Raw genomic sequence first — 21,401 nt, 5'->3', positions numbered from 1 at the left:
AATTGCTGCATAAAAAAGCTGAAGTAAAGCGGGGCTTCTTTACTTCAGACGATGACTAAACATGCACCATCCATTCGAGTCTGAGAATGTTTTCATAGCATTGTATGCAACATACATAACAAAGCTCTCTTCACATGCCTATTTCAAAGAAAATTATAACGAAATGTTCGCTAAATCTTCAAGTTCTGACGTTTTCCCGCGCGCCATAAGCGAATCGACTGCACTTTTCACATCTTTTCCGTTAAACAAAACATCGTAAAGTGCATTTGTAATCGGCATGTCCACATTCATTTTTTTCGCTAGCTGATAGGCAGCTTTTGTCGTTCGCACACCTTCAACGACCATTCCCATATTTGCTAGCACATCATCAAGCGCATATCCTTTTCCAAGCAAATTGCCCGCACGCCAGTTGCGTGAATGGACGCTTGTACACGTAACAATTAAATCACCGATTCCAGTCAACCCTGCAAATGTGAGCGGATTGGCACCGAGACGGCTACCGAGACGAGCCATTTCCGCAAGTCCGCGCGTCATAAGCGCTGCTTTTGCATTATCCCCATAACCAAGTCCATCCGTAATTCCAGCAGCTAGCGCAATAATATTTTTTAACGCTCCGCCAATTTCTACGCCAATTAAATCTGGGTTTGTATATACGCGGAAATATTGATGATTCATAAATAAATCTTGAATGCGTTCGGCTGCTTCCATGTTTTTCGATGACACCGTCACGGTCGTTGGATGGCGTAAACTTACTTCCTCCGCATGACTTGGACCTGATAAAACGACGACATCTTTCAATTGTTCTGCCATTTCTTCTTCAATAATTTCTGAAATGCGTTTATGTGTATCCGGTTCAATTCCTTTACTGACGGAGACGATTGTAATTGGCTGTTTCAAGCACGTACGAACACGCTGCAACACTTCGCGAATCGCTTTTGTTGGAACGGCTAATACAACTGTTTCAACCCCTTCAAGCGCTTGGGCAAGATCGGTATAACCAACAATCGCCTCAGGGAGATGAATATTCGGCAAATATTTTTCGTTCGTATGTTTTTCATTTATTTCATCTATTTGTTCTTGCCGTTGTCCCCACAGCCGAACGTGATGTCCGTTATCAGCAAGAACGATCGCTAAAGCTGTGCCCCAACTACCTGCACCTAATACAGTAACCATGTTATCCCCCCTTAATTTCGTGGGCGTGCAATAATTTTAATTGGCGTTCCTTCAAATCCGAACGTATCGCGAATTCGGTTTTCTAAAAAGCGTTCGTATGAGAAATGCATCAATTCCGGATCGTTGACGAATACAACGAACGTTGGTGGCTTTACCGCTACTTGCGTCATGTAATAAATTTTTAATCGTTGTCCGTTATGCGTTGGTGTCGGATTCATCGCCACTGCATCCATTAGCACTTCATTTAATACGTTCGTTTGAACGCGCATCGCGTGATTTTCACTAACCATTTGAATGACTGGAAGTAACTTGTGCAATCGTTGTTTCGTTTTCGCAGATACGAATACAATAGGTGCATAGTCTAGAAATTGGAAATGATCACGAATTTTTTTCTCAAATTCGTTCATCGTCTTTTCATCTTTTTCAATCGCGTCCCATTTATTCACAACGATCACGACACCACGACCCGCTTCATGCGCATATCCTGCAATTTTTTTATCTTGTTCAATAATTCCTTCTTCTGCGTTAATGACGACAAGCACAACATCGGAGCGCTCAATCGCTTTTAACGCACGCAACACACTATATTTTTCGGTGCTTTCATACACTTTTCCTCTTTTGCGCATCCCTGCTGTATCAATAATGACATATTCTTGCCCGTCGCGCTTAAATGTCGTATCGATCGCATCGCGCGTCGTTCCTGCCATATCGCTCACAATGACCCGTTCTTCACCTAAAATGGCGTTCACAAGCGAGGATTTCCCGACATTTGGACGACCAATTAAACAAAACTTAATGACATCCGCGTCGTATTGTTCCGTTTCGCGCTTTGGAAAATGGGCAACGACGGCATCTAACAAATCTCCGATCCCTAATCCATGCGTGCCGGAAATCGGAATCGGCTCTCCGAATCCGAGCGTATAAAAATCGTAAATGTTTTCACGCATGTCTGGATTATCAATTTTGTTTACCGCCAAAACGACTGGCTTATTGGAACGATATAAAATTTTCGCCACTTCTTCATCTGCTGCTGTGACACCGTCCCGACCATTTGTCATAAAGATGATCACATCCGCTTCATCGATCGCAATTTCCGCTTGTTGACGAATTTGCGTTAATAGCGGCTCATCACCAATGTCAATGCCGCCTGTATCAATAATGTTAAACGTTGTATTTAACCATTCTGCGCTACTATAAATTCGGTCGCGTGTCACTCCCGGTATATCTTCTACAATCGAAATGCGTTCCCCGACAATGCGGTTAAAAATCGTCGACTTTCCGACGTTTGGACGACCAACGATTGCTACAACTGGTTTCGTCATATTCTCACACTCCTTCACTAAAATTCGAAACCCGAACAAAAAAGAAGCCCTTCGACTGAAGGGTCTAGCTTTCCCATTTTATCAAAAAAATCAATGTTTCACAATAATGAGCAAATCGTCGCTTAGCGCATGGGCAATCCCGTCTAAAATCGCTTCTAAATTCGCTGCGATTCGTTGCATTTCTTCATCGTTTTCACAAACGAACGTGACGCCACCAGCTACTTTATGTGGCGACGTTGTAATGACCGCTAAAATCATTTTTTCTACAGTCATCGTAACACCCTCCCCGCTTGATTCGTTTCAGATTTCGTCGGCATGCGAATCGCATTTTCTAACGTCGGTACATTGCGAATGATCGCTTTTGCTTTTTCAACATCTTTTTCTTGAGGCAAAATAAAAATACCAACTCGCCCATCATCTAAATCGCGTTTCGCAAGGGGCACAAGCGCTGGTGTGCCTGAATCGCGGTATACACCTAATGCCGTTGAAATATCGTGTAAAATCGCTTGACGTTGTCCGAGATTAGCGATTGTTGAGCGAGCATTAAAGTTTTTCGGTTTTAAAATAAATCCCATGCCATACCGTAAAATTTCTTCTCGCCGCGCTTCTAAACCGATGTTCATAATATAAATATTGTCAACGTATAATCCCGCTCCTTTGAAATGCGGCTTCACGTATTCTACGTCAACAATATCGCCGAGCCGGCTGCCAGACATCAGTTTACGAGCAACGATAAAGGCAATCGCTGCCGCAACAATTCCAAGCCATATATTCCAAACTAAATAAGCGAACGTGCTTAAGAATGACGCGAAAATAACTAAATAGTTTCTTCCTTCAAAAACAATCGCAATTCCTTCAATATACGTTTTTCCGCGTGGGACGAGTTCATACTGATCAAGCTCATTTAACGTATTTCGCTCCATATTGCGCACATCGCGAAACTGTGAGGCGGCGAGTGCTAAAAATGTAATGGCAGCAAACTCTTTTTCCATAATGGCAGGCACTGCAATCGTCCCAAGCCCTGCAGCAATAAAACCTAAAGCAATATGAATAATTTTCCCATGTAAATATGTCGGATATTGGCGATAATCTGTTTTTAATAAGTATAATCTCGTTACCACACCAACGGTTACACCAAATAAAATGGGATACGTATATTCGTTCACGTATTAGCCTCCTTTGCTCGCTTTTGAAATCGTGCATCGATATATATCGGTAACTGTTCGAGCCATTTCCATAAAAATAAACATACGGTTGCTAACGCCCATCCATCTAAAAAGGAAAGGGAACCAATCGAATGTGGAAAAGAAAATTGTTTTAACACAAACGCATACAAAAAATCACCTTGACAGCATCCGACCGTCAAAACAAGTAAACGTTCATAAAATGATCGATATAGCGCAAATGAAGCAAACAAAAGCGCAAATGCAAGCAACCATGTCGCTTCAACAAACACCCAAACCGGATCGAACAATAATAAAAAATGAAACGCAGCATACAACATCGTGACACTCGCACTGGCAAAGGAAAAATAAATAAATGCTGTTCCTGTTTGTTTCATGACAAAAGAGTAACTAACAATCAACATCAGTATGTAAGCCAATGAAATGTGAAACGAATAAATCGTTATCTCATACACAGATAGCGTAATTAACAATAAACTATATAGGCAAATGCGTAAACGAACATGATTTTTCGGAGCGAAAAACGTATAAACAATCCATAAAAACCAAGAAAGCCAATAAAAATAACCTCCTTCCAACCATAACACCTCCACTTTCCATTATGTCTTATTTTTAAAAATTTAATCTTTGTATGCGAAAAAAGGGAATGGAGAAAATAAAGGACTAAGGAGGGATGAAAATGGGGAAAGATCGCCAAGAAAAAAAATTAAAGCAATCGCGTCGCGTCGAGTCCGATCGAGATCCAGCAAAAAATTTTAAAGGAAGTACAAAAACAGAACAGTAAATATAAACATAGGAAAAGGTGTCCTCGTTTTCTCGGACACCTTTTTTCCGTTATCGTTGGCTATATCGGGTCGTTTCAATGCCACGCTCCCGCAACCAATGATATGTTGCTCCCGTCACGACGAGCGGAACGTTTTGCAAATCAGCAATCGTTCGAGTGCCAAGCGCGGTCATGATGAGTGTTAAATCTTCGTGCAACTGATGAATTTCGGCAATTAACGCTTCCACTCCTTGCTCGATCAGAAGGCGCAACATATAGCCAGCCATTCCTACCGCGGAAGCGCCGAGTGCAATACATTTCGCCACATCAAGCGCATTTTGCACCCCTCCGCTTCCAATAATACGAATGCGTTGAACTTCCGCTGCTACTTCCGCAATAGATGCCGTCGTCGTGATTCCCCACTCGTTAAAATAAGCGAGCTGTTTTTCGCGTCGCTTGTTTTCAATTTGCGCAAAATTTGTGCCTCCAAAACCTCCGACATCAACGGCACATACCCCTACGTTTTCTAACTGTCGCGCCGTTTCTTTACTCATTCCAAATCCGACTTCTTTTACGATAACAGGTACATCAACAGCAGACACAATTTGTTCAATGCGTGAAAGAGCTCCACAAAAATTGCGATCGCCTTCAGGCATAACGAGCTCTTGAACGACGTTTAAATGAATTTGAAGGGCATTCGCCTCGATCATATCGATCGCTCGTTTTGCTTGTTCAACCGTTGCTTCGCTACCTAAGTTGGCAAATACAATGCCACGTTTATTGACTTGACGAATAATTGTAAACGATTGTCGCTCTCGTTCATCTTTTAAAGCGGCCATTTGTGAACCAACAGCCATCGCAATGCCGCATTCGTTCGCAACATAAGCGAGCTGCTCGTTAATTTTTGTCGTTTCTTCGCCTCCGCCACCTGTCATCGCATTAATAAAAATCGGCGAACGGAAAGAAAGTTCGCCGATTTTTGTTTGTAAGTCGATATGAGCAGTGGAAATATTCGGCAAGCTATTATGCACAAACGTAATATCTTCAAACCCGTGCAAGCGACGTTGCCCCGTTGAGAGCGCATATTCAATATGTTGTAGTTTTCGTTTTGCACGTTCCACTGCCATCACCGTTTATTTTAATTTTTTTAACTGTTCTCCGATGACTTCACCAATTTGAAATCCTGTCGTCGTCTCTGTTGAAGTTGTATATTCACGATAGTCTTCTTCTACATCTTCTTCAAGCAATTCACGAATGCTTAACGATAATCGTTTTTCTTGTTCGCTTACTGCAAGCACTTTTACTTTGACGATATCGCCTTCTTTTAGCACTTCATGTGGCGTGCCGATATGCTTTGTTGAAATTTGCGAAATATGAACGAGCCCTTCAACGCCCGGCAATACTTCAACGAATGCTCCAAATGGAGCTAAACGTTTCACTGTACCTTCTAATACATCGCCTTCTTTTATTTTTTGTTCAATTCCATCCCAAGGAGCTGGCAATGCTGCTTTAACAGACAAAGAAACGCGACCGCTTTCTTCATCAATCGCAAGCACTTTTACTTTGACGACATCGCCTTCTTTTACAACGTCTGACGGATGATCTACACGCGTATGGGCAAGTTGAGAAATATGTACGAGACCATCAACCTCGCCGATATTGACGAATACGCCGAAGTTCGTCATGCGCACGACTGTTCCTTCAAGCACTTGACCAACTTGAATCGACTGTAATGCAGCTTTCTTTTTCGCCGCCTCTTCTTCTTCTACAACCGCCCGATGTGATAAAACAACGCGATTTTTTTCTCGATCGAGCTCAACTACTTTTACAGTTAATGTACGTCCTTTATAGTCTGAGAAATCCTCGACAAAATCTTTTTCCACAAGCGACGCCGGGATAAACGCGCGAACACCGACATCCGCAACGAGCCCGCCTTTTACAATATCTTTCACGACTACATCAAACGTTTCACCGCTTGCAAGCTTTTGCTCAAGCACTTCCCATGCTTGTTCTGCATCTGCTGCCTTTTTCGATAAAATAAGCGCTTCATCTTCTACTTTTTTCACTTTGGCGACGACTGCATCTCCGACTGACAGAACATCGCTTGCTTTTTCGATATGAAGACTTGATAGCTCGCTGATCGGGATAATGCCGACAAGCTTGCTTCCTTCCACATCAATGAGCACTTGTTTGTCTTCTACTTTCGTTACTTGACCTTTCACTGTGTCGCCTACTTCATAGACGCGCACATCGACTTGATTCATCTCTTCCATAGTGAATACCTCCTTACACTCCACACCTGCTCGACGACAGAAATATATGTTCAATGGGCGAACAACAATATGCTCGTCCATTTGACACAAAGAAAAAACTTCCTTTTTTACTAATCTGTATTAAAACATTCATTTTGTCAAGTCATAACTATTGATGTTCATGTAAAAGTTGTTGAATATGTTCCATAATCACGGCCGTCACTTCATCGGCACTCGCTTTTCTTTCTCGCCATGGTGTAAAGTCAATTGGGGCACCGTATACAACTTTTAATTTTTTTCCAATACGATAAGGACCGACAATCGCACAAGGCACGACAACCGCATCGCTACGCAATGCAAAAAATCCTGCCCCGGCTAGCCCTTTTTTCAACTTTCCATCCTTACTTCGCGTTCCTTCAGGAAATAACCCGAGTACATGTTTCTCTTTTAATAAAGCTAATCCTGTTCGCAACGCTTCGCGATCACCCATTCCGCGACGAACGGGAAACGCATGTAGGCGAGAGACGAGTTGTTTAACGATAGGGGTGCGAAACAGTTCTTCTTTTGCCATAAAATGAACCGGGCGCGGACATGTAATACCAACAACCGGCGGATCTAAGTTGCTAATATGATTCGCACAAATGATAACCGCACCTTCTTTTGGAATATGTTCGACTCCACTAACTTCAATACGATAAAGTGGAGTAAGCACTTGTTTCACAAGCGCGCGGGCAAACGTGTAAAAACTCACTACCCCTTCACCCTTTCTTGGACAATGCGCATAATGCGATCAACAACTTCATCAATGGATAGCGATGTTGTATCAATTTCAATAGCGTCTTCTGCTTTTTTTAACGGAGCGACGCTACGTTCAGAGTCAATTCGATCACGCTGAGCAATTTCTTCTTTGAGTTGCTCTAAATTAGAAGGGATGCCACGTGCCACGTTTTCTTCATGACGACGTTTTGCCCGTTCTTCCACAGAAGCGAGCAAAAAAATTTTTACTTCAGCGTGTGGCAACACGTGCGTACCAATATCGCGACCGTCCATCACAACACCGCCATGCTGCCCTAGCTCACGTTGGCGTTTCACCATTTCTTCTCGCACTGCCGGATGTTTAGCGACATACGATACGTTGTTTGTCACATCGTTTTTTCGAATGGCCTCCGTTACATCTTCACCGTTTGCCAATACAAGCTGTCCGATTGGAGACGGCTTTAATTCAATATATGTATCATGAAGGACGTTCATTAATTGTTTTTCATTATGAACATCTACTCCGCGCTGAAGAGCGCAATATGTTAAGGCGCGATACATCGCTCCTGTATCAATATAAACGTAAGATAATGCTTCAGCTAACCGTTTCGCGACCGTGCTTTTTCCAGCAGCTGCCGGTCCGTCAATCGCGATCGAAATTTTCTTTTCCATACTGCCTCCTATACATCGTTTTGTTTTCAACAAAAAAGCAGGAACACTCCTGCTTCTTATATTGTATCATACCGTTTATCGTTGGTCGAATGTTTCAATCGTTTTCGTAGCGGAATTTTTCATTACCCCTTCGTAACGAATGACTTTCACAATATAAGGAGCAATGGACGAATAAGAAACGACAAACTGAGCAATAAATAAAAAAATAAATTGAATGATCGCTAGCTTCCATAACATTCGTTCAATCTTCTTCATTCGTTTCTCCCTCGCTAATTTTTTTATTTTTATTATGGGAGAAAACGGCTATATTTATGCGTCCAACTGTTCTTTTTTCCTCGTTTTCAGCTGTTTTTCAAAGCTGTAACGAATCAATGTCAGACGATCTACATCGTTCACTTCCAAAAATTCTAAAGAGGCTTTTAAAACATTTTCTTCAAAAATGCGAACAACGCGCGCAGGAAAATGTAAATAGTGATAATCTCCTGAACGCATATGGAGCACGAGCCAAATGTCAATCGTCATCCCATGTTTTACTCCTGTTTCATTGTTTGGCAATACAATGGCTGCACCACCCGCACTGATATCACTTGTAACGGTCGTAAACGGGGCGAATTCGTCATTGAGCGGATGAACAGCAACATCTACAATCGCATCGACACGTAAAAACTGACGACGTTGAATACGAATAAGATGCTCATCTCCAGGATATGACAAAATAAGAAGCGGAATATTGCGCTTTGTTCGACCTAACACTTCTGCTTCAAACGCATAAACCGCTTCATCTTCCCCGACAAAACTTACTTTTAATTGCGTTCCGTCGAGCAAAAATGCAGTGCGATTCGTGCTCATATCAATCGGATAATCAATATAAATTTTCCCATTTCCCATTTCTGCCACTTTACATTTATAATTTTCTATTTTTTCACTATATTTCGGTTCAAGCATTAACGGCACTCCAATTTTAATCAACGTATAAACCTCCCTCGCTAAAAACAGTTCTTTCTTTATTGAAAAATACACCTCATAGCATTTTCAATTTGACAATAACATGATACCATCAAAATGAAAAGAAAAGAATTGGGAACGAGGAAAAAATGATGTGGGCTATTATTTCTGCAGGGATTGCTCCCGGATTAGCGCTGCTCAGTTATTTTTATTTAAAAGATGAATACGAAACGGAACCGTTATCACTCGTTTTGCGCATGTTTTTATACGGTACGTTTTTAGTGTTTCCACTCATGTTTATTCAACACGTGTTAAAAGTTGAGCATATGCTCCCCAACGCCTTTGTTGAAGCGTTTTTGTCAACAAGTTTGCTAGAAGAGTTTTTTAAATGGTTTGTGTTTTACTATGCGATTTATGACCATCGGGAATTTAACGAACCATATGACGGCATCGTTTACGGAGTAAGTGTATCGCTCGGATTTGCTACGCTTGAAAACATTTTATATTTATTTGCAAATGGTGTTGAATTTGCGGTTACTCGCGCCCTTTTACCTGTATCAAGCCATGCGTTGTTTGGTGTCATCATGGGTTTTTACTTAGGAAGGGCAAAATTCGGTTTACCTAAAAAAGAAAAAAACTATATATGGTTATCTTTTCTCCTTCCGTTTTTATTTCACGGCATATACGACTATATTTTATTAACGCAAGAACGTTGGATATATTACATGCTCCCATTTATGATTTTTTTATGGTGGCTCGCTTTGCGAAAAGTCAAACTTGCGAGAGGGATGACGATCGAGATGACCCAATCATCAAGCCAGGCGTAACGCTTGGCTTTTTTTATTTATGCAAGTCCTTTCGCTTTTCTTATGTATAAAAACGTTATTGTGACAAAAAATAGCGTCAAAAGGTATTGTTTACACAACAAGGGAGGAGTCACAATGCGCAAATGGTTCATTTGTTTATTTTTGATTTTTTCATTTAGTTATACATCGCAGACGCACGCGTTTTCCAAACAAGTCATCCAACGCGGAGCTGTCGGCGATGATGTGATTGAACTACAAGCACGATTGCAATATCTCGGCTTTTACAGAGGGAAAATTGATGGAGTGTTCGGTTGGCGAACGTATTGGGCGCTAAGAAACTTTCAATACAAATTTAAATTGCCTGTCGATGGGTTAGCAGGAGAAACGACGAAGCAAAAACTCGTACGCGCATCAAAATATTACAAATCATTTGTTCATAACAATTTGCGAAAAGGAAATACGTTTACTCATTACGGCGGCGTTCCGTTAAGCAAACAAGTGAAAGCACGTAAAACAAAAACAAAAAATCAAGCCACTGCTACAAAAGCGACAAATACAAAACAAATGGCTGTAAAGCGCGTCAAATCCGCTGCAGTAAACGTTCCAAACGGATTCTCACAAAATGATATACAGCTTATGGCAAACGCTGTACACGGTGAAGCACGCGGGGAACCATATATCGGACAAGTGGCTGTTGCCGCAGTCATTTTAAATCGCATCAATAGCCCTTCGTTTCCGAACACCGTCGCAGGCGTTATTTTTGAGCCAGGAGCGTTTACAGCTGTCGCAGACGGACAAATTTGGCTCACCCCAAACGAAACGTCTCGCAAAGCGGTACTTGATGCCTTAAACGGATGGGATCCATCAAGTGGAGCGTTATATTATTTTAATCCACATACAGCGACAAACGGGTGGATTTGGAGCCGTCCGCAAATTAAACGAATTGGAAAACATATTTTTTGTAAATAGGAGGGGAGTTTTTTGCTACGAATTTTACTTATTGGAGCACTATCGATCGGCATTGCTGGCACAGCCTACTGGGGATATCGCGAGCATCAACAAAAAAATGCGATTTTAATTCATGCAGAAAACAATTATCAACGCGCATTTCATGATTTAACATATCAAATCGACTTACTTCATGATCAAATTGGAACAACACTTGCAATGAATTCCCGCCAATCGCTGTCACCAGCACTTGCGGAAGTGTGGCGTCTTGCGTCAGAAGCACATGCGACAGTCGGACAACTTCCGCTCTCACTTTTACCGTTCAATAAAACAGAAGAGTTTTTGTCTAATATTGGCTCATTCAGCTATCGTGCAGCTATTCGCGATTTAGATAAACAGCCATTGAACGCTGAAGAATATAAAACGTTGCAACAACTATATAAAAAATCTGCTGACATTCAACAAGAGTTGCGAAATGTACAGCATCTCGTATTAGAAAATAACTTGCGTTGGATGGATGTCGAATTAGCGCTGGCGACAAACAATCGCCCAAATGACAACACCATTATTGATGGATTTCAAACCGTAGAGAAAAACGTTCAATCTTATAACGAAACCGACTTCGGTCCGTCGTTTACAAGCATCGAAAAGAGGACGAAAGGGTTTGAACATATTTCTGGGAAAAAGATTACAAAAGAAGAAGCAAAACAAATTGCAAAAACGTTTCTCGGTTTAAAAGGAAATGAGGACATACAAGTCGTTCATAGCGGAGAAGGAGCAAGCGATGCTTTTTATAGTGTAACGATTAAACATCCGAAAACAAAAAGTGAAACGTATATGGATATTACCGAAAAAGGAGGATATCCGATTTGGGTCATTGAAAACCGTCCCGTCAATAAACAAAACATTAGTTTAAATGAAGCAACGATGCGCGGGCTTCAGTTTTTAAAACAACATAAATTTAACAACTTCGAATTGTACGAAAGCACACAATATGATCATGTCGCTGTTCTCACATTCGTCACAGCAAAAGATGGCGTTCGTATTTACCCTGAATCCATTAAAATGAAGATCGCATTAGACGATGGAAACATTATCGGCTTTTCCGCTCGCGATTACTTATCGTCGAAACGCGAACGGAAGATTCCAAAACCATCTATTTCTATTGAACAAGCACGAAAAAAAATGAACCCAAATGTCGCCATTATGGAAGAAAGAAAAGCGATCATTATGAACAATATGAATCAAGAAGTGCTTTGCTATGAGTTTTTAGGAACACTCGGAGATGACACGTACCGCATTTTTATTAATGCGCAAAATGGGATTGAAGAGAAAGTAGAGAAACTTCAAAATCCTGAACCTATATATGGTGAAATATAAGGGGCTGACAATTAGCCCCTTTTTTCTGTCGTTTCAATAATCGCCTCTTTCATGATCGCAATCATCGCCTCTAACTGCTCAAACGTACTCGCTAACGGCGGCATGAAGACGATCACATCGCCAAGCGGACGTGTTAACATCCCTTTTTCTCTCATTTTTAACGTTGTTTTATATCCCATCCGTTCCGTCCACGGATACGGTTCATGTGTATGTCGATCGCGCACAAGCTCGATGCCGCACATGAGCCCAAGCTGTCGCACATCACCGACATGATTCAGTTCAGTAAAAGATGCGAGCTGTTCGGCAACGAATGTAGCTTTTTGCTCTATTTGTTCAATGAGTCGCTCGCGCTCAAAAATTTGTATATTTGCTAAAGCAGCGGCACAGCCAAGCTGATTTCCTGTATAAGAATGTCCATGAAAAAACGTTTTAAACTCCGTATAATCGCCATAAAACGCCTCATAAATCGTTTCGGTCGTCAACGTAGCGGCAATCGGCAAATAGCCACCTGTAATTCCTTTTGCAACGGTCATGATATCCGGTTTCACGTCTTCATGTTCAATGGCAAATCGTTTTCCCGTTCGTCCAAATCCAGTGGCCACTTCATCGACAATGAATAAGATGTCATAACGGCGGCATAATTGTTCAACTCCTTTTAAATACCCCGCTGGCATAATATGCATGCCGCCCGCTCCTTGAATCATCCCTTCTACAATGATCGCAGCAATTTCTTCATGACGTTCGGCGAGTAACGTTTCTAATGCGTGCAACGCTTCATCGCGCACAACGTTTGGATCGTTGCTCGGATGGCGATAGACGAGCGGAAACGGCGCTTTATAGCTTGTAAACATGAGCGGTTCATATACGTTATGAAAAAGATCAATCGCCCCGACGCTAATGGCGCCGACTGTATCTCCGTGATACCCATTTGTCAATGTGACAAATTTTTGTTTTTTATGTTCTCCGATGTTTCGCCAATATTGAAAGGCGATTTTGAGCGCAATTTCTACAGCTTCCGCTCCGCTATCTGAATAAAACACGCGCGTCAAATGACTTGGCGTCCATTCAATTAATTTTTCTGCCAATGCAATCGCAGGAATATTCGCTGCACCTAAAAGCGTCGAATGGGCAATTTGCTCAAGTTGGGCGCGAATCGCATCATCAATTTCTTTTTTGCGATGTCCATGCACGTTGAGCCAAAGTGATGAATATCCATCATAATACGTTTTTCCGTTCACATCTGTTAAAAAAATTCCTTCCCCGCTTTCAATGACGAGCGGATGTTGTTCATAATCTTTCATTTGCGTAAACGGCAACCATAAGTATGTTTTGCTTTTTTCGACCCACTCGTTCATTGCCACCATTCCTTTCTCCATACAATGTCACTATAAGAAACGTTCGGCATATGTGGAATTTCACCAATCACCGGAACACCTGTCATCGTTTCAATCATCCGTATGTTGTCTTGTTCGATTTCATTTTTCGGTGTAGAAAAGCCGTTCATGATAATGCCAGCAATGCGCAAACGAAACGCTTTCACATATTGTACCGTTAACACCGTATGGTTAATCGTTCCGACGCTCGCTCGCGCAACGATAATGAGCGGAAGCGATAACAATTGAGCTAAATGAGCAACGAGAAATGATTCGTCAACGATCGGAACAGCAATTCCTCCCGCCCCTTCGACAAGCACGAAATCATACGTTTGTTGCAGCTTTTGCATATGCGCCACAATCCGTTCCGGCTCTATAGTTACCCCATCGATTCGAGCAGCTAAATGCGGAGAACAAGGGGTTTTCAATACATATGTACATCCTTCTTCATCGGTGACATCGATGATTTTTCGATACATGTCCACATCAGGTGCAATCCATTTTCCCTCTTTCCATTGCGCTCCGCTTTGAACAGGTTTATAAGCCGTTGCACGTATACGTTTATCGATCAGGGTGCGCAACATACAAGTGGTGACAAATGTTTTCCCTACATCTGTATCTGTACCTGTAATAAAAAATCCTCTCATCCTCTTCCCTCCTTTTTTGTTAACTTATATTTTACGATAGTTAACAAAAAGAAACAATAAAAAAAAGCGTCCGAAAGTTATTCGGACACTTTTCCCTCTCTTTTTGCGATACACGCAGCAATTAGATCGCCATGAAAGCGACCGTTTTCAATAAAAATTTCATTCGCGTTATTTCCAGCGGCAATGACACCGGCAATAAAAATACCTTCCACATTCGTTTCCATCGTTTCTGGATGATACATCGGCCGCCCTGTTTCAGCATCGATATGAACGCCCATTTTCTTTAAAAAATGATGATCAGGGTGATATCCTGTCATTGCAAAAACGAAATCGTTTTTGATTGACTTCACTTCATCGCCAACGCGATAAATAACCGCGTCTTCCGTAATTTCTTGCACATGGGCGTTAAATTCCATTTGAATGACCCCTTGGCGTACAAGCGAGTCAAATTCGGGCAAAATCCACGGTTTGATGCTCGAAGAATATTGTGAGCCGCGATATAATACGGTGACGCGCGCCCCTGCTTTCACGAGTTCTAATGCTGCATCGACGCTTGAGTTTTTTCCACCAATGACGACGCAATCTGTATTGTAATAAGGATGTGCTTCTTTAAAATAATGCGTCACTTTCGGCAAATGTTCCCCAGGCACGTTCATATAGTTTGGGTTGTCATAATATCCTGTCGCAATAACGACATACGTTGCTTCGTACGTATCTTTGCTCGTTTCAACGATGAACGTTCCATCCGCTTGCTTCGTGACACGCTCTACTTTTTCAAACGCATGAACGCGAATGTTTTTCCGCGTCACCACTTCACGATAGTAAGCAAGAGCTTGATTCCGTTTCGGCTTTCGATTTTCTGTAATAAACGGCACGCCACCAATTTCTAAACGGTCACTCGAACTAAAAAAAGTTTGATGTGTCGGATAGTGGTATATGGAATTCACGATATTTCCTTTTTCAATGACAAGCGGTGAAAAGTGCGCGTTTTGCAATGCGATCGCAGCAGCTAATCCACACGGTCCTCCACCAACAATAATGATTTGTTCTTTTTTCACTTGACGCTCACCTCAATGAAAAATCTCCTATCATACAATGATAGGAGATTTTTCGCATTCGTGCAAATATTAAATCCAGCCACGGAAACGGCACGCTTCCGCCATTTTCCGCACCCCGACCATATATGCAGCTAAACGCATATCAACGCGACGTGTTTGCGACGTTTCATATACGTTATTGAACGCTTTGACCATCACTTTTTCAAGCTTTTCTTCCACTTCTTCTTCCGTCCAATAATATCCTTGGTTGTTTTGTACCCATTCAAAGTAAGAAACGGTGACTCCACCAGCGCTTGCTAGGACGTCAGGAACAATTAAAATTCCGCGTTCTGTTAAAATTTCTGTCGCTTCTAATGTCGTCGGACCGTTTGCGGCTTCAACGACAATTTTCGCTTTAATGTTGTGCGCATTTTCTTCTGTAATTTGATTTTCAATCGCTGCTGGAACTAAAATGTCACAATCTAATTCAAGCAGCTCTTTATTTGTAATTGTATTTTTAAATAGTTTCGTCACCGTACCAAAGCTGTCGCGACGATCTAATAAGTAATCAATGTCAAGACCGTTTGGATCATATAAACCGCCGTATGCATCAGAAATGCCGATCACTTTTGCTCCCGCATCGTGCATAAATTTTGCTAAATAACTTCCAGCATTTCCAAATCCTTGCACAACAACACGCGCGCCTTTTAAGTCAATGCCGCGCTTTTTCGCTGCTTCACGAATACAAATCGTAACCCCTTTGGCTGTGGCCGTTTCACGACCGTGTGAACCACCTAATACAAGCGGTTTTCCGGTAATGAATCCCGGTGAGTTAAATTCATCAATGCGGCTATATTCATCCATCATCCACGCCATAATTTGTGAATTTGTAAACACATCGGGCGCAGGAATATCTTTTGTTGGACCGACGATTTGGCTAATGGCGCGAACGTAACCACGACTGAGTCTCTCTAACTCGCGGAATGACATCGTACGAGGATCACATACAATTCCGCCTTTTCCACCACCATACGGTAAATCGACAATGCCACATTTTAAACTCATCCAAATGGAAAGTGCTTTCACTTCGCGTTCTGTTACGTTCGGGTGAAAGCGAATACCCCCTTTAGTTGGACCGACCGCATCGTTATGCTGTGCACGGTAGCCAGTAAACACTTTCACTGAGCCATCGTCCATGCGCACCGGAATTTTCACCGTTAACATGCGCAACGGCTCTTTTAACAGCTCGTATACTTCTTCAGGATATCCGAGCTTTTCAAGCGCTCTATGTATGACGATTTGCGTCGCTCGTAAGACATCATGTTTTTCTTCGTTGGTATGCTTTTCGGCTACCATTTGTAAACCTCCCATGACCTTTTGTAAAATATTGTCCGCCCTTCATGTCATAGTATACACCTTCTATGCGCATATGCAAAGAAGTTTTTATTGATTTTTTGTAATCGTTTTCAAAAAATCGATCATTCACATCATTATACGAAAGCGATATGGTTCTGTTTTTTCATTCAATCATAAAAATATATAATTATAAAAATATATTAAACATTTTGATAAAATATATTTGAGATCCCACTTCTTTTGTGATTATCTTTACATCTTATTGCATGGCTCTCTGATGAACATGTATAGTAAAAGAGAGAGCGAGGTGAACAACGATCATGATGGCGAATCGAGTGGAAAGGCATATGATTTGCGCCACTCATCCGTATTATCCGATGATCGACGAGTATTGTTTTCGGTCAAAAAACTTGTACAACTTCGCCAACTATCAAGTGAGGCAAACGTTTTTTCAACACGGCACGTATCTTTCTTACAACAAGCTAGACAAGCTGCTGAAAACAGAAGGGATGGATACAGACTATCGAGCGATGCCAATGGCTCAATGTGCCCAACAAACGTTAAGAATGTTGCATCAAAATTGGCAATCATTTTTTAAGTCGATGAAAGATTGGACAAAAAACAAAGACAAATATACAGGCAGACCGAAACCGCCCAAATATCTCAAAAAAGACGGACGATATGTACTTGTGCTAACGAATCAATCATGCAAAGTCGTCGATGAACACATCACGTTTCCTGCCTGTTTCCAAGGGTTTCGGTTAAAAACAAACATCAAAGGGAAGCTACAACAAGTCCGATTCATTCCGAAACACCGCCATATCATCATCGAAGTCGTTTACAAAATCCCTATTCCACCGCAAAAACAAGATCACAACAGATACATCGGTATTGATTTAGGATTAGATAACTTCGCAACCATTGTGAACAATGTGGGGAAACAACCGATCGTCATCAATGGTAAAGGTCTAAAATCCGCCAATCAATACTACAACAAACAGATGAGCCATTATCGCAAAGTAGCGAAACAGATGAATGGACTCGATTGGACAAAACGAATGAGCAAAATGACAGAAAAACGAAACCGCATCGTAGAAAACTTTATGCACCAAGCGAGTGCCTTTGTCATCAAACATGCGCTGTCTTTAGACTGCGATACGATTGTGGTGGGGATGAATAAAGATTGGAAGCGTGAAGTCCATCTCGGAAAGCGTACGAATCAAGCGTTCGTTCACATTCCGTATCAAACGTTTCTTCATCAGTTGCAGTACAAAGCGGTACAGCATGGCATTCGCGTCGTCGTGACAGAAGAAAGCTATACATCGAAATGCAGTTTTTTAGACATGGAAGAAATGAAGAAACAAAAGGAATACAAAGGAAAACGAATCAAGCGTGGACTGTTTCAATCTGAAAACGGAACGTTCATCCACGCAGATGTCAATGGGGCATACAACATCATGAGAAAAGTATTCCCAAAGGCGTTTGCCAATGGGATAGTGGGTGTGGGGTTACACCCGATCCGAGTACATGTCGCTTAAACGACGTGGACGGATAAACAATTTTATTAAAATCTTTATCATTATTCTATGATTTTAATAAAATTGATAACCTAATGAACGTACCGATAGAAAGGGGCGAAAAAATGAAAAAACGAATTTTATTTTGCTTTGCACATCCGGATGACGAAACGTTTACTGTTGGAGGGTTGCTTGCCTCATTAGCGAAACGTGAAGATGTAGAAACCATTGTATATAGCGCGACGCTTGGCGATGCAGGAAAATGTGGGAATCCACCGGTTTGTACAAAAGAAGAATTACCTCACGTACGTAAAAAAGAATTAGAACAGGCGAAAGCTATTTTAGGCGTCGATCATGTCATTACTGGTACATATCCAGATGGAAAGCTGCCTGAATATGAAGAACAACTTGTCGATTCGATTTGTCATATCATTGAACAGTATAAACCGTCCGTTGTCGTTACGTTTCCGCCACACGGCATTTCCGGTCATCGAGACCATCAAGCGATTCAACGGGCAACGTATCAAGCGGTCAAAGCAATGGATCATATCGTAGAACAGCTCTATTACGTGACTGTCGTCGGTCGTCCGGATCGCTACGGTGATCCGATTGAAAACATTGATATCGTCTTCACGTTTACAGATGAAGAGGCAAAAAAAGTGCGGCAAGCGTTGCTTGTGCACCGTACGCAACATTTATCCGTCGAACGTGTATTTCCAACTGTTCATCATGATTCGTTTCATAAGTTTCAAAATCGCGAATACTTCATCCGCGCATGGTCAAAAGAAAGCGAACCACCTTACCCATTTTAAAAATAACCTTCGCTTATACGCGAAGGTTATTTTTTCACAAAGTATTGATATATGTGGGCGATCGCTTCATTTGCGATCAATTTTTTCCCGTACTCTTCGACACGATAAATCGTTAATGTGGACGGACTACCATATTCAGCCAAAATGGCAACAAAGTTATCTGTTTGAATGACAGATTCAGCAAAATGTAAATAAAAGCGTCCTTCATAACTGTAAAGCGAGCCACCATGGCAACCGAGCGAATAGAGACGCGTCGCTAACTGAATGACATCTTCAAACGTTTGAAATTCGAAAAATATATCATCGCTTTCATCTAGCGTGACTTGCATTTCAATATAATCATCGCTAAACTCATCTTCCTCATCTGTCATCTCACCTTCGCTCGTTACGATGACAACCATCCCCTGTGCCGGTAAAGAGTACACTTCCACAGCGACCGACCCGTTAATTTCAAAGCCGAGCTCTTCACTTGCTTCCTCAATCATATCACGAAATAGCTCATGCACTTTGAACGTATCTTTCCATAAATCTTCTTTCGTTAAACCGCGCTCGACTAAATCGTCAAATGTGAGGAATATTTTAATTTTATTGTAGTTTAAGCGTTCAAGCCGCATAAACATCCCTCCTTACCTACACAGACTTTACTGTTAGCATATGACGAACGCATAAAAACGTTCGTCATATTACTAATGAGTTTACATCGTTTTCTCCCTTTTAGACAAGTATTTTTCATTCGATTTTAGCCATTCGTCCCATTGTTCTTTTGATTGTCCGAGAAAATGAGCACCGTACGTTTTTTTCATTTGTTCATCCACTTCGTCAAATGCCCGTCCACCTACTCCAATACGAATGGATGGATACGTTTGTTTCAATTGATCGACAAGTTGTAGCGTCGCCTGTACGTTTTGTTGTAACGTACACGATAAGAATATATAAGATGGCTTCACTTCATCAATGACAATAGGTAAATCATGTTGGTCAATACTTGCCCCTAAATAAATCGTCTCGTACCCTCTTCGACGCAAATATAAGGTGAAAATGAGCAGCCCAAGTTCATGCCATTCGTTCGGTCCACAGACAGAAATCGTCTTCGGCAGCAAGCGGTTTACCGGTAACATCGAAAACGCCATTCCAATTCTTGAACGTAAAAAAGCAGAGGCGAAATGTTCATGTGCACTCGTAATTTTTCCGTTTTCCCATAAGTCCCCAATTCGTACAAGAAGCGGACTTAATATATCGAGTGCCACTTTTTCAACCGTATATAAGCTAAACGCCTCATTTAGCAATTCATGCGCTGTCCACTCTTCAAACGATAAAAGTGCTTGCAACAAACGTTCGCGAAGCCCTGTCACATGATCTTCTGCTTGCACGCGCACTTCTGAAGGTTGTTGTTCTAAAAGAGAAACGGCTTGACTAATCGTAAAACCTTGATTCACTTTATCAACAAGCCATTTTAATATTTGGACTTGTTCCTCCGTATATAGCCGATGCCCAGCTTCGTTACGCGGTGGAGCGATGATTTGATAGCGACGCTCCCATGCTCGCAATGTCCCAGGCTGAATCCCTAACATGTTTGATACGGCTTTGACATTATATTTTCCTTCTTGCGTTGACATATAAAATCCTCCATCTTTCGCATCATTCTGTCAACATTATAGCGAACAGGAGGGAGGTGTGTAAAATTTGTATAAGTTTTGCTTAACTTTTATGTTCTAATTCGATCAGATGTGTCTCCGCACGCGCACCTAAACGAAGCGGAAGCGTCGTTGTTCCATATCCGTTGCTAACAAGTAGCATCGTCCCATTCACGTTTTGTAAACGCCCTTTTTCATATAAGCCAAATGGACCAAAACGAATTTGCCCACCGTGCGTATGTCCGCTTAAAACGAGAGAAATGTTATGTTCTGGCTTTATTTTTTGCATGATGCGCGGATCATGGCTAACAACGATGCGAAACGCCGCATCGCCTGCATCACTTAACGCCAAATCAAGCCGATCTCGCCTTTTATTCATATCGTCCACACCAAGCAAAGCGATGCGATCACCTTGTTCACTTTCAAATATAACCGCGGTATTATCTAATATTTTCACACCACTTTCAAGCAATAAGGCATCTAATTCATGGTAATCTACTTCATAATCATTATTTCCCCAAACAAAATAGACAGGGCCGAGCTGCTTTAACAATTCGACGTTTTGTTTGACACGTGAGAACGGTACTCCTTTTTCTATTAAATCTCCGCCGATGACAACAAGATCAACTTTTCCTTTCAACGAACGAATGAACGTTTCGGACAAACGCCGCCGATGAATATCTGAAATAAAGAAAATACGAAACCGAGAAAAGCTTTTTGGAAATGTCGGAAACGATAATGACTGAACAATGACCCGATTGCGATGCGCTTCGATCCACATGTAGATGATGAAGCTAACGAACGCTATGACAACATACATCATT

Annotated in this window: 24 protein-coding genes; 6 read left to right on the top strand and 18 right to left on the bottom strand. The window is 41.6% G+C overall.

Features of this window, described 5'->3' with window-relative positions:
* Window positions 1-153: 153 nt before the first annotated feature.
* The 5 genes from K1I43_RS06345 to K1I43_RS06325 form a co-directional block, all read right to left on the bottom strand.
* Window positions 154-1,173: an NAD(P)H-dependent glycerol-3-phosphate dehydrogenase gene (locus tag K1I43_RS06345; protein WP_009373694.1), complete on the bottom strand. Its 1,020-nt coding sequence runs from the start codon at window positions 1,171-1,173 to the stop codon at window positions 154-156.
* Between the two features lie 11 nt (window positions 1,174-1,184).
* Window positions 1,185-2,495, bottom strand: a complete 1,311-nt coding sequence (der, locus tag K1I43_RS06340) for a ribosome biogenesis GTPase Der (protein ID WP_021095018.1) — start codon at window positions 2,493-2,495, stop codon at window positions 1,185-1,187.
* Window positions 2,496-2,585: 90 nt separating this feature from the next.
* Window positions 2,586-2,768 (bottom strand): capping complex subunit for YIEGIA, encoded by a 183-nt coding sequence (locus K1I43_RS06335; protein ID WP_006319423.1) that lies wholly within the window; start codon window positions 2,766-2,768, stop codon window positions 2,586-2,588.
* Window positions 2,765-3,661, bottom strand: a complete 897-nt coding sequence (locus K1I43_RS06330) for a YIEGIA family protein (protein WP_019417627.1) — start codon at window positions 3,659-3,661, stop codon at window positions 2,765-2,767. The genes K1I43_RS06335 and K1I43_RS06330 overlap by 4 nt, the downstream gene beginning before the upstream one ends.
* A complete protein-coding gene (locus K1I43_RS06325) occupies window positions 3,658-4,266 on the bottom strand; it encodes a YphA family membrane protein (RefSeq protein ID WP_238148404.1) in 609 nt (202 codons plus the stop codon). Before K1I43_RS06325 ends, K1I43_RS06330 begins: the two co-directional genes overlap by 4 nt.
* A 92-nt stretch (window positions 4,267-4,358) precedes the next feature.
* Here K1I43_RS06325 and K1I43_RS06320 point away from each other — a divergent pair, with 92 nt between their 5' ends.
* On the top strand, window positions 4,359-4,463 hold the full coding sequence (locus K1I43_RS06320) for a YpzI family protein (protein ID WP_009373698.1): 105 nt from the start codon (window positions 4,359-4,361) through the stop codon (window positions 4,461-4,463).
* Between the two features lie 50 nt (window positions 4,464-4,513).
* Here the strand turns inward: K1I43_RS06320 and fni are convergent, their stop codons facing one another.
* From fni to K1I43_RS06290, 6 genes are all read right to left on the bottom strand, one after another.
* Window positions 4,514-5,563 carry a type 2 isopentenyl-diphosphate Delta-isomerase gene (gene fni, locus K1I43_RS06315; RefSeq protein ID WP_026011662.1) on the bottom strand — a complete coding sequence of 350 codons (1,050 nt, stop codon included), beginning with the start codon at window positions 5,561-5,563 and terminating at the stop codon, window positions 4,514-4,516.
* A gap of 12 nt (window positions 5,564-5,575) precedes the next feature.
* On the bottom strand, window positions 5,576-6,715 hold the full coding sequence (gene rpsA, locus K1I43_RS06310; protein ID WP_026011663.1) for a 30S ribosomal protein S1: 1,140 nt from the start codon (window positions 6,713-6,715) through the stop codon (window positions 5,576-5,578).
* 148 nt (window positions 6,716-6,863) lie between these two features.
* The gene (locus K1I43_RS06305) at window positions 6,864-7,445 is read right to left on the bottom strand and encodes a lysophospholipid acyltransferase family protein (protein ID WP_009373701.1); all 582 of its coding nucleotides are present in this window, start codon (window positions 7,443-7,445) and stop codon (window positions 6,864-6,866) included.
* Window positions 7,445-8,122, bottom strand: coding sequence for a (d)CMP kinase (cmk, locus tag K1I43_RS06300; RefSeq protein WP_019417631.1), 678 nt, complete (start codon window positions 8,120-8,122; stop codon window positions 7,445-7,447). The genes K1I43_RS06305 and cmk overlap by 1 nt, the downstream gene beginning before the upstream one ends.
* 75 nt (window positions 8,123-8,197) lie before the next feature.
* Complete coding sequence (locus K1I43_RS06295; protein WP_019417632.1) at window positions 8,198-8,377, bottom strand: YpfB family protein; 180 nt, start codon at window positions 8,375-8,377, stop codon at window positions 8,198-8,200.
* A gap of 54 nt (window positions 8,378-8,431) precedes the next feature.
* Window positions 8,432-9,091: a flagellar brake protein gene (locus tag K1I43_RS06290; RefSeq protein WP_026011664.1), complete on the bottom strand. Its 660-nt coding sequence runs from the start codon at window positions 9,089-9,091 to the stop codon at window positions 8,432-8,434.
* Between the two features lie 128 nt (window positions 9,092-9,219).
* On the opposite strand from K1I43_RS06290, the gene prsW reads away from it, so the two are divergent.
* The 3 genes from prsW (at window position 9,220) to ypeB (ending at window position 12,201) form a co-directional block, all read left to right on the top strand.
* Window positions 9,220-9,894: a glutamic-type intramembrane protease PrsW gene (prsW, locus tag K1I43_RS06285; protein ID WP_019417634.1), complete on the top strand. Its 675-nt coding sequence runs from the start codon at window positions 9,220-9,222 to the stop codon at window positions 9,892-9,894.
* A 114-nt stretch (window positions 9,895-10,008) separates the two neighbouring features.
* Window positions 10,009-10,842 (top strand): spore cortex-lytic enzyme, encoded by an 834-nt coding sequence (gene sleB / locus K1I43_RS06280; protein ID WP_009373706.1) that lies wholly within the window; start codon window positions 10,009-10,011, stop codon window positions 10,840-10,842.
* 12 nt (window positions 10,843-10,854) lie between these two features.
* Complete coding sequence (ypeB, locus tag K1I43_RS06275; protein WP_019417636.1) at window positions 10,855-12,201, top strand: germination protein YpeB; 1,347 nt, start codon at window positions 10,855-10,857, stop codon at window positions 12,199-12,201.
* Window positions 12,202-12,212: 11 nt separating this feature from the next.
* Here ypeB and bioA read toward each other — a convergent pair whose 3' ends face one another.
* The 4 genes from bioA to K1I43_RS06255 all read right to left on the bottom strand — a co-directional run bounded on the left by bioA (window position 12,213) and on the right by K1I43_RS06255 (window position 16,614).
* A complete protein-coding gene (gene bioA, locus K1I43_RS06270; RefSeq protein WP_019417637.1) occupies window positions 12,213-13,577 on the bottom strand; it encodes an adenosylmethionine--8-amino-7-oxononanoate transaminase in 1,365 nt (454 codons plus the stop codon).
* Window positions 13,553-14,221: a dethiobiotin synthase gene (gene bioD / locus K1I43_RS06265; protein WP_019417638.1), complete on the bottom strand. Its 669-nt coding sequence runs from the start codon at window positions 14,219-14,221 to the stop codon at window positions 13,553-13,555. Before bioD ends, bioA begins: the two co-directional genes overlap by 25 nt.
* Window positions 14,222-14,298: 77 nt before the next feature.
* Complete coding sequence (locus K1I43_RS06260; protein WP_009373711.1) at window positions 14,299-15,279, bottom strand: YpdA family putative bacillithiol disulfide reductase; 981 nt, start codon at window positions 15,277-15,279, stop codon at window positions 14,299-14,301.
* A gap of 69 nt (window positions 15,280-15,348) precedes the next feature.
* A complete protein-coding gene (locus tag K1I43_RS06255; RefSeq protein ID WP_006319394.1) occupies window positions 15,349-16,614 on the bottom strand; it encodes a Glu/Leu/Phe/Val family dehydrogenase in 1,266 nt (421 codons plus the stop codon).
* Window positions 16,615-16,934: 320 nt separating this feature from the next.
* Between K1I43_RS06255 and K1I43_RS06250 the strand changes: the two genes are divergently transcribed.
* Together K1I43_RS06250 and K1I43_RS06245 are read left to right on the top strand one after the other, a co-directional pair.
* Window positions 16,935-18,152 carry an RNA-guided endonuclease InsQ/TnpB family protein gene (locus tag K1I43_RS06250; RefSeq protein ID WP_116052127.1) on the top strand — a complete coding sequence of 406 codons (1,218 nt, stop codon included), beginning with the start codon at window positions 16,935-16,937 and terminating at the stop codon, window positions 18,150-18,152.
* A gap of 104 nt (window positions 18,153-18,256) precedes the next feature.
* On the top strand, window positions 18,257-18,943 hold the full coding sequence (locus tag K1I43_RS06245) for a PIG-L deacetylase family protein (protein ID WP_019418543.1): 687 nt from the start codon (window positions 18,257-18,259) through the stop codon (window positions 18,941-18,943).
* 26 nt (window positions 18,944-18,969) lie between these two features.
* Here the strand turns inward: K1I43_RS06245 and K1I43_RS06240 are convergent, their stop codons facing one another.
* The 3 genes from K1I43_RS06240 to K1I43_RS06230 form a co-directional block, all read right to left on the bottom strand.
* Window positions 18,970-19,557, bottom strand: coding sequence for a genetic competence negative regulator (locus tag K1I43_RS06240; protein WP_009373715.1), 588 nt, complete (start codon window positions 19,555-19,557; stop codon window positions 18,970-18,972).
* 81 nt (window positions 19,558-19,638) lie between these two features.
* A complete protein-coding gene (locus K1I43_RS06235; protein ID WP_019418541.1) occupies window positions 19,639-20,559 on the bottom strand; it encodes a MerR family transcriptional regulator in 921 nt (306 codons plus the stop codon).
* A gap of 82 nt (window positions 20,560-20,641) precedes the next feature.
* Window positions 20,642-21,400, bottom strand: coding sequence for a metallophosphoesterase (locus K1I43_RS06230; RefSeq protein ID WP_009373720.1), 759 nt, complete (start codon window positions 21,398-21,400; stop codon window positions 20,642-20,644).
* Window position 21,401: the final 1 nt, after the last annotated feature.

This window comes from Anoxybacillus sp. ST70, from assembly GCF_019553625.1.
Lineage (GTDB): Bacteria > Bacillota > Bacilli > Bacillales > Anoxybacillaceae > Anoxybacillus > Anoxybacillus gonensis.
Note: the sequence above shows the minus strand (reverse complement) of the source record. Positions and strands in the feature narration are given on the sequence as shown.

Excerpts from the sequence above, each read along its gene's own strand:
- K1I43_RS06345 (WP_009373694.1), bottom strand. The coding sequence starts at position 1,173 with ATGGTTACTGTATTAGGTGCAGGTAGTTGGGGCACAGCTTTAGCGATC.
- der (WP_021095018.1), bottom strand. The coding sequence starts at position 2,495 with ATGACGAAACCAGTTGTAGCAATCGTTGGTCGTCCAAACGTCGGAAAG.
- K1I43_RS06335 (WP_006319423.1), bottom strand. The coding sequence starts at position 2,768 with ATGACTGTAGAAAAAATGATTTTAGCGGTCATTACAACGTCGCCACAT.
- K1I43_RS06320 (WP_009373698.1), top strand. The coding sequence starts at position 4,359 with ATGGGGAAAGATCGCCAAGAAAAAAAATTAAAGCAATCGCGTCGCGTC.
- rpsA (WP_026011663.1), bottom strand. The coding sequence starts at position 6,715 with ATGGAAGAGATGAATCAAGTCGATGTGCGCGTCTATGAAGTAGGCGAC.
- cmk (WP_019417631.1), bottom strand. The coding sequence starts at position 8,122 with ATGGAAAAGAAAATTTCGATCGCGATTGACGGACCGGCAGCTGCTGGA.
- K1I43_RS06295 (WP_019417632.1), bottom strand. The coding sequence starts at position 8,377 with ATGAAGAAGATTGAACGAATGTTATGGAAGCTAGCGATCATTCAATTT.
- prsW (WP_019417634.1), top strand. The coding sequence starts at position 9,220 with ATGTGGGCTATTATTTCTGCAGGGATTGCTCCCGGATTAGCGCTGCTC.
- sleB (WP_009373706.1), top strand. The coding sequence starts at position 10,009 with ATGCGCAAATGGTTCATTTGTTTATTTTTGATTTTTTCATTTAGTTAT.
- bioA (WP_019417637.1), bottom strand. The coding sequence starts at position 13,577 with ATGGAGAAAGGAATGGTGGCAATGAACGAGTGGGTCGAAAAAAGCAAA.
- bioD (WP_019417638.1), bottom strand. The coding sequence starts at position 14,221 with ATGAGAGGATTTTTTATTACAGGTACAGATACAGATGTAGGGAAAACA.
- K1I43_RS06255 (WP_006319394.1), bottom strand. The coding sequence starts at position 16,614 with ATGGTAGCCGAAAAGCATACCAACGAAGAAAAACATGATGTCTTACGA.
- K1I43_RS06250 (WP_116052127.1), top strand. The coding sequence starts at position 16,935 with ATGATGGCGAATCGAGTGGAAAGGCATATGATTTGCGCCACTCATCCG.
- K1I43_RS06245 (WP_019418543.1), top strand. The coding sequence starts at position 18,257 with ATGAAAAAACGAATTTTATTTTGCTTTGCACATCCGGATGACGAAACG.
- K1I43_RS06240 (WP_009373715.1), bottom strand. The coding sequence starts at position 19,557 with ATGCGGCTTGAACGCTTAAACTACAATAAAATTAAAATATTCCTCACA.
- K1I43_RS06235 (WP_019418541.1), bottom strand. The coding sequence starts at position 20,559 with ATGTCAACGCAAGAAGGAAAATATAATGTCAAAGCCGTATCAAACATG.
- K1I43_RS06230 (WP_009373720.1), bottom strand. The coding sequence starts at position 21,400 with ATGATGTATGTTGTCATAGCGTTCGTTAGCTTCATCATCTACATGTGG.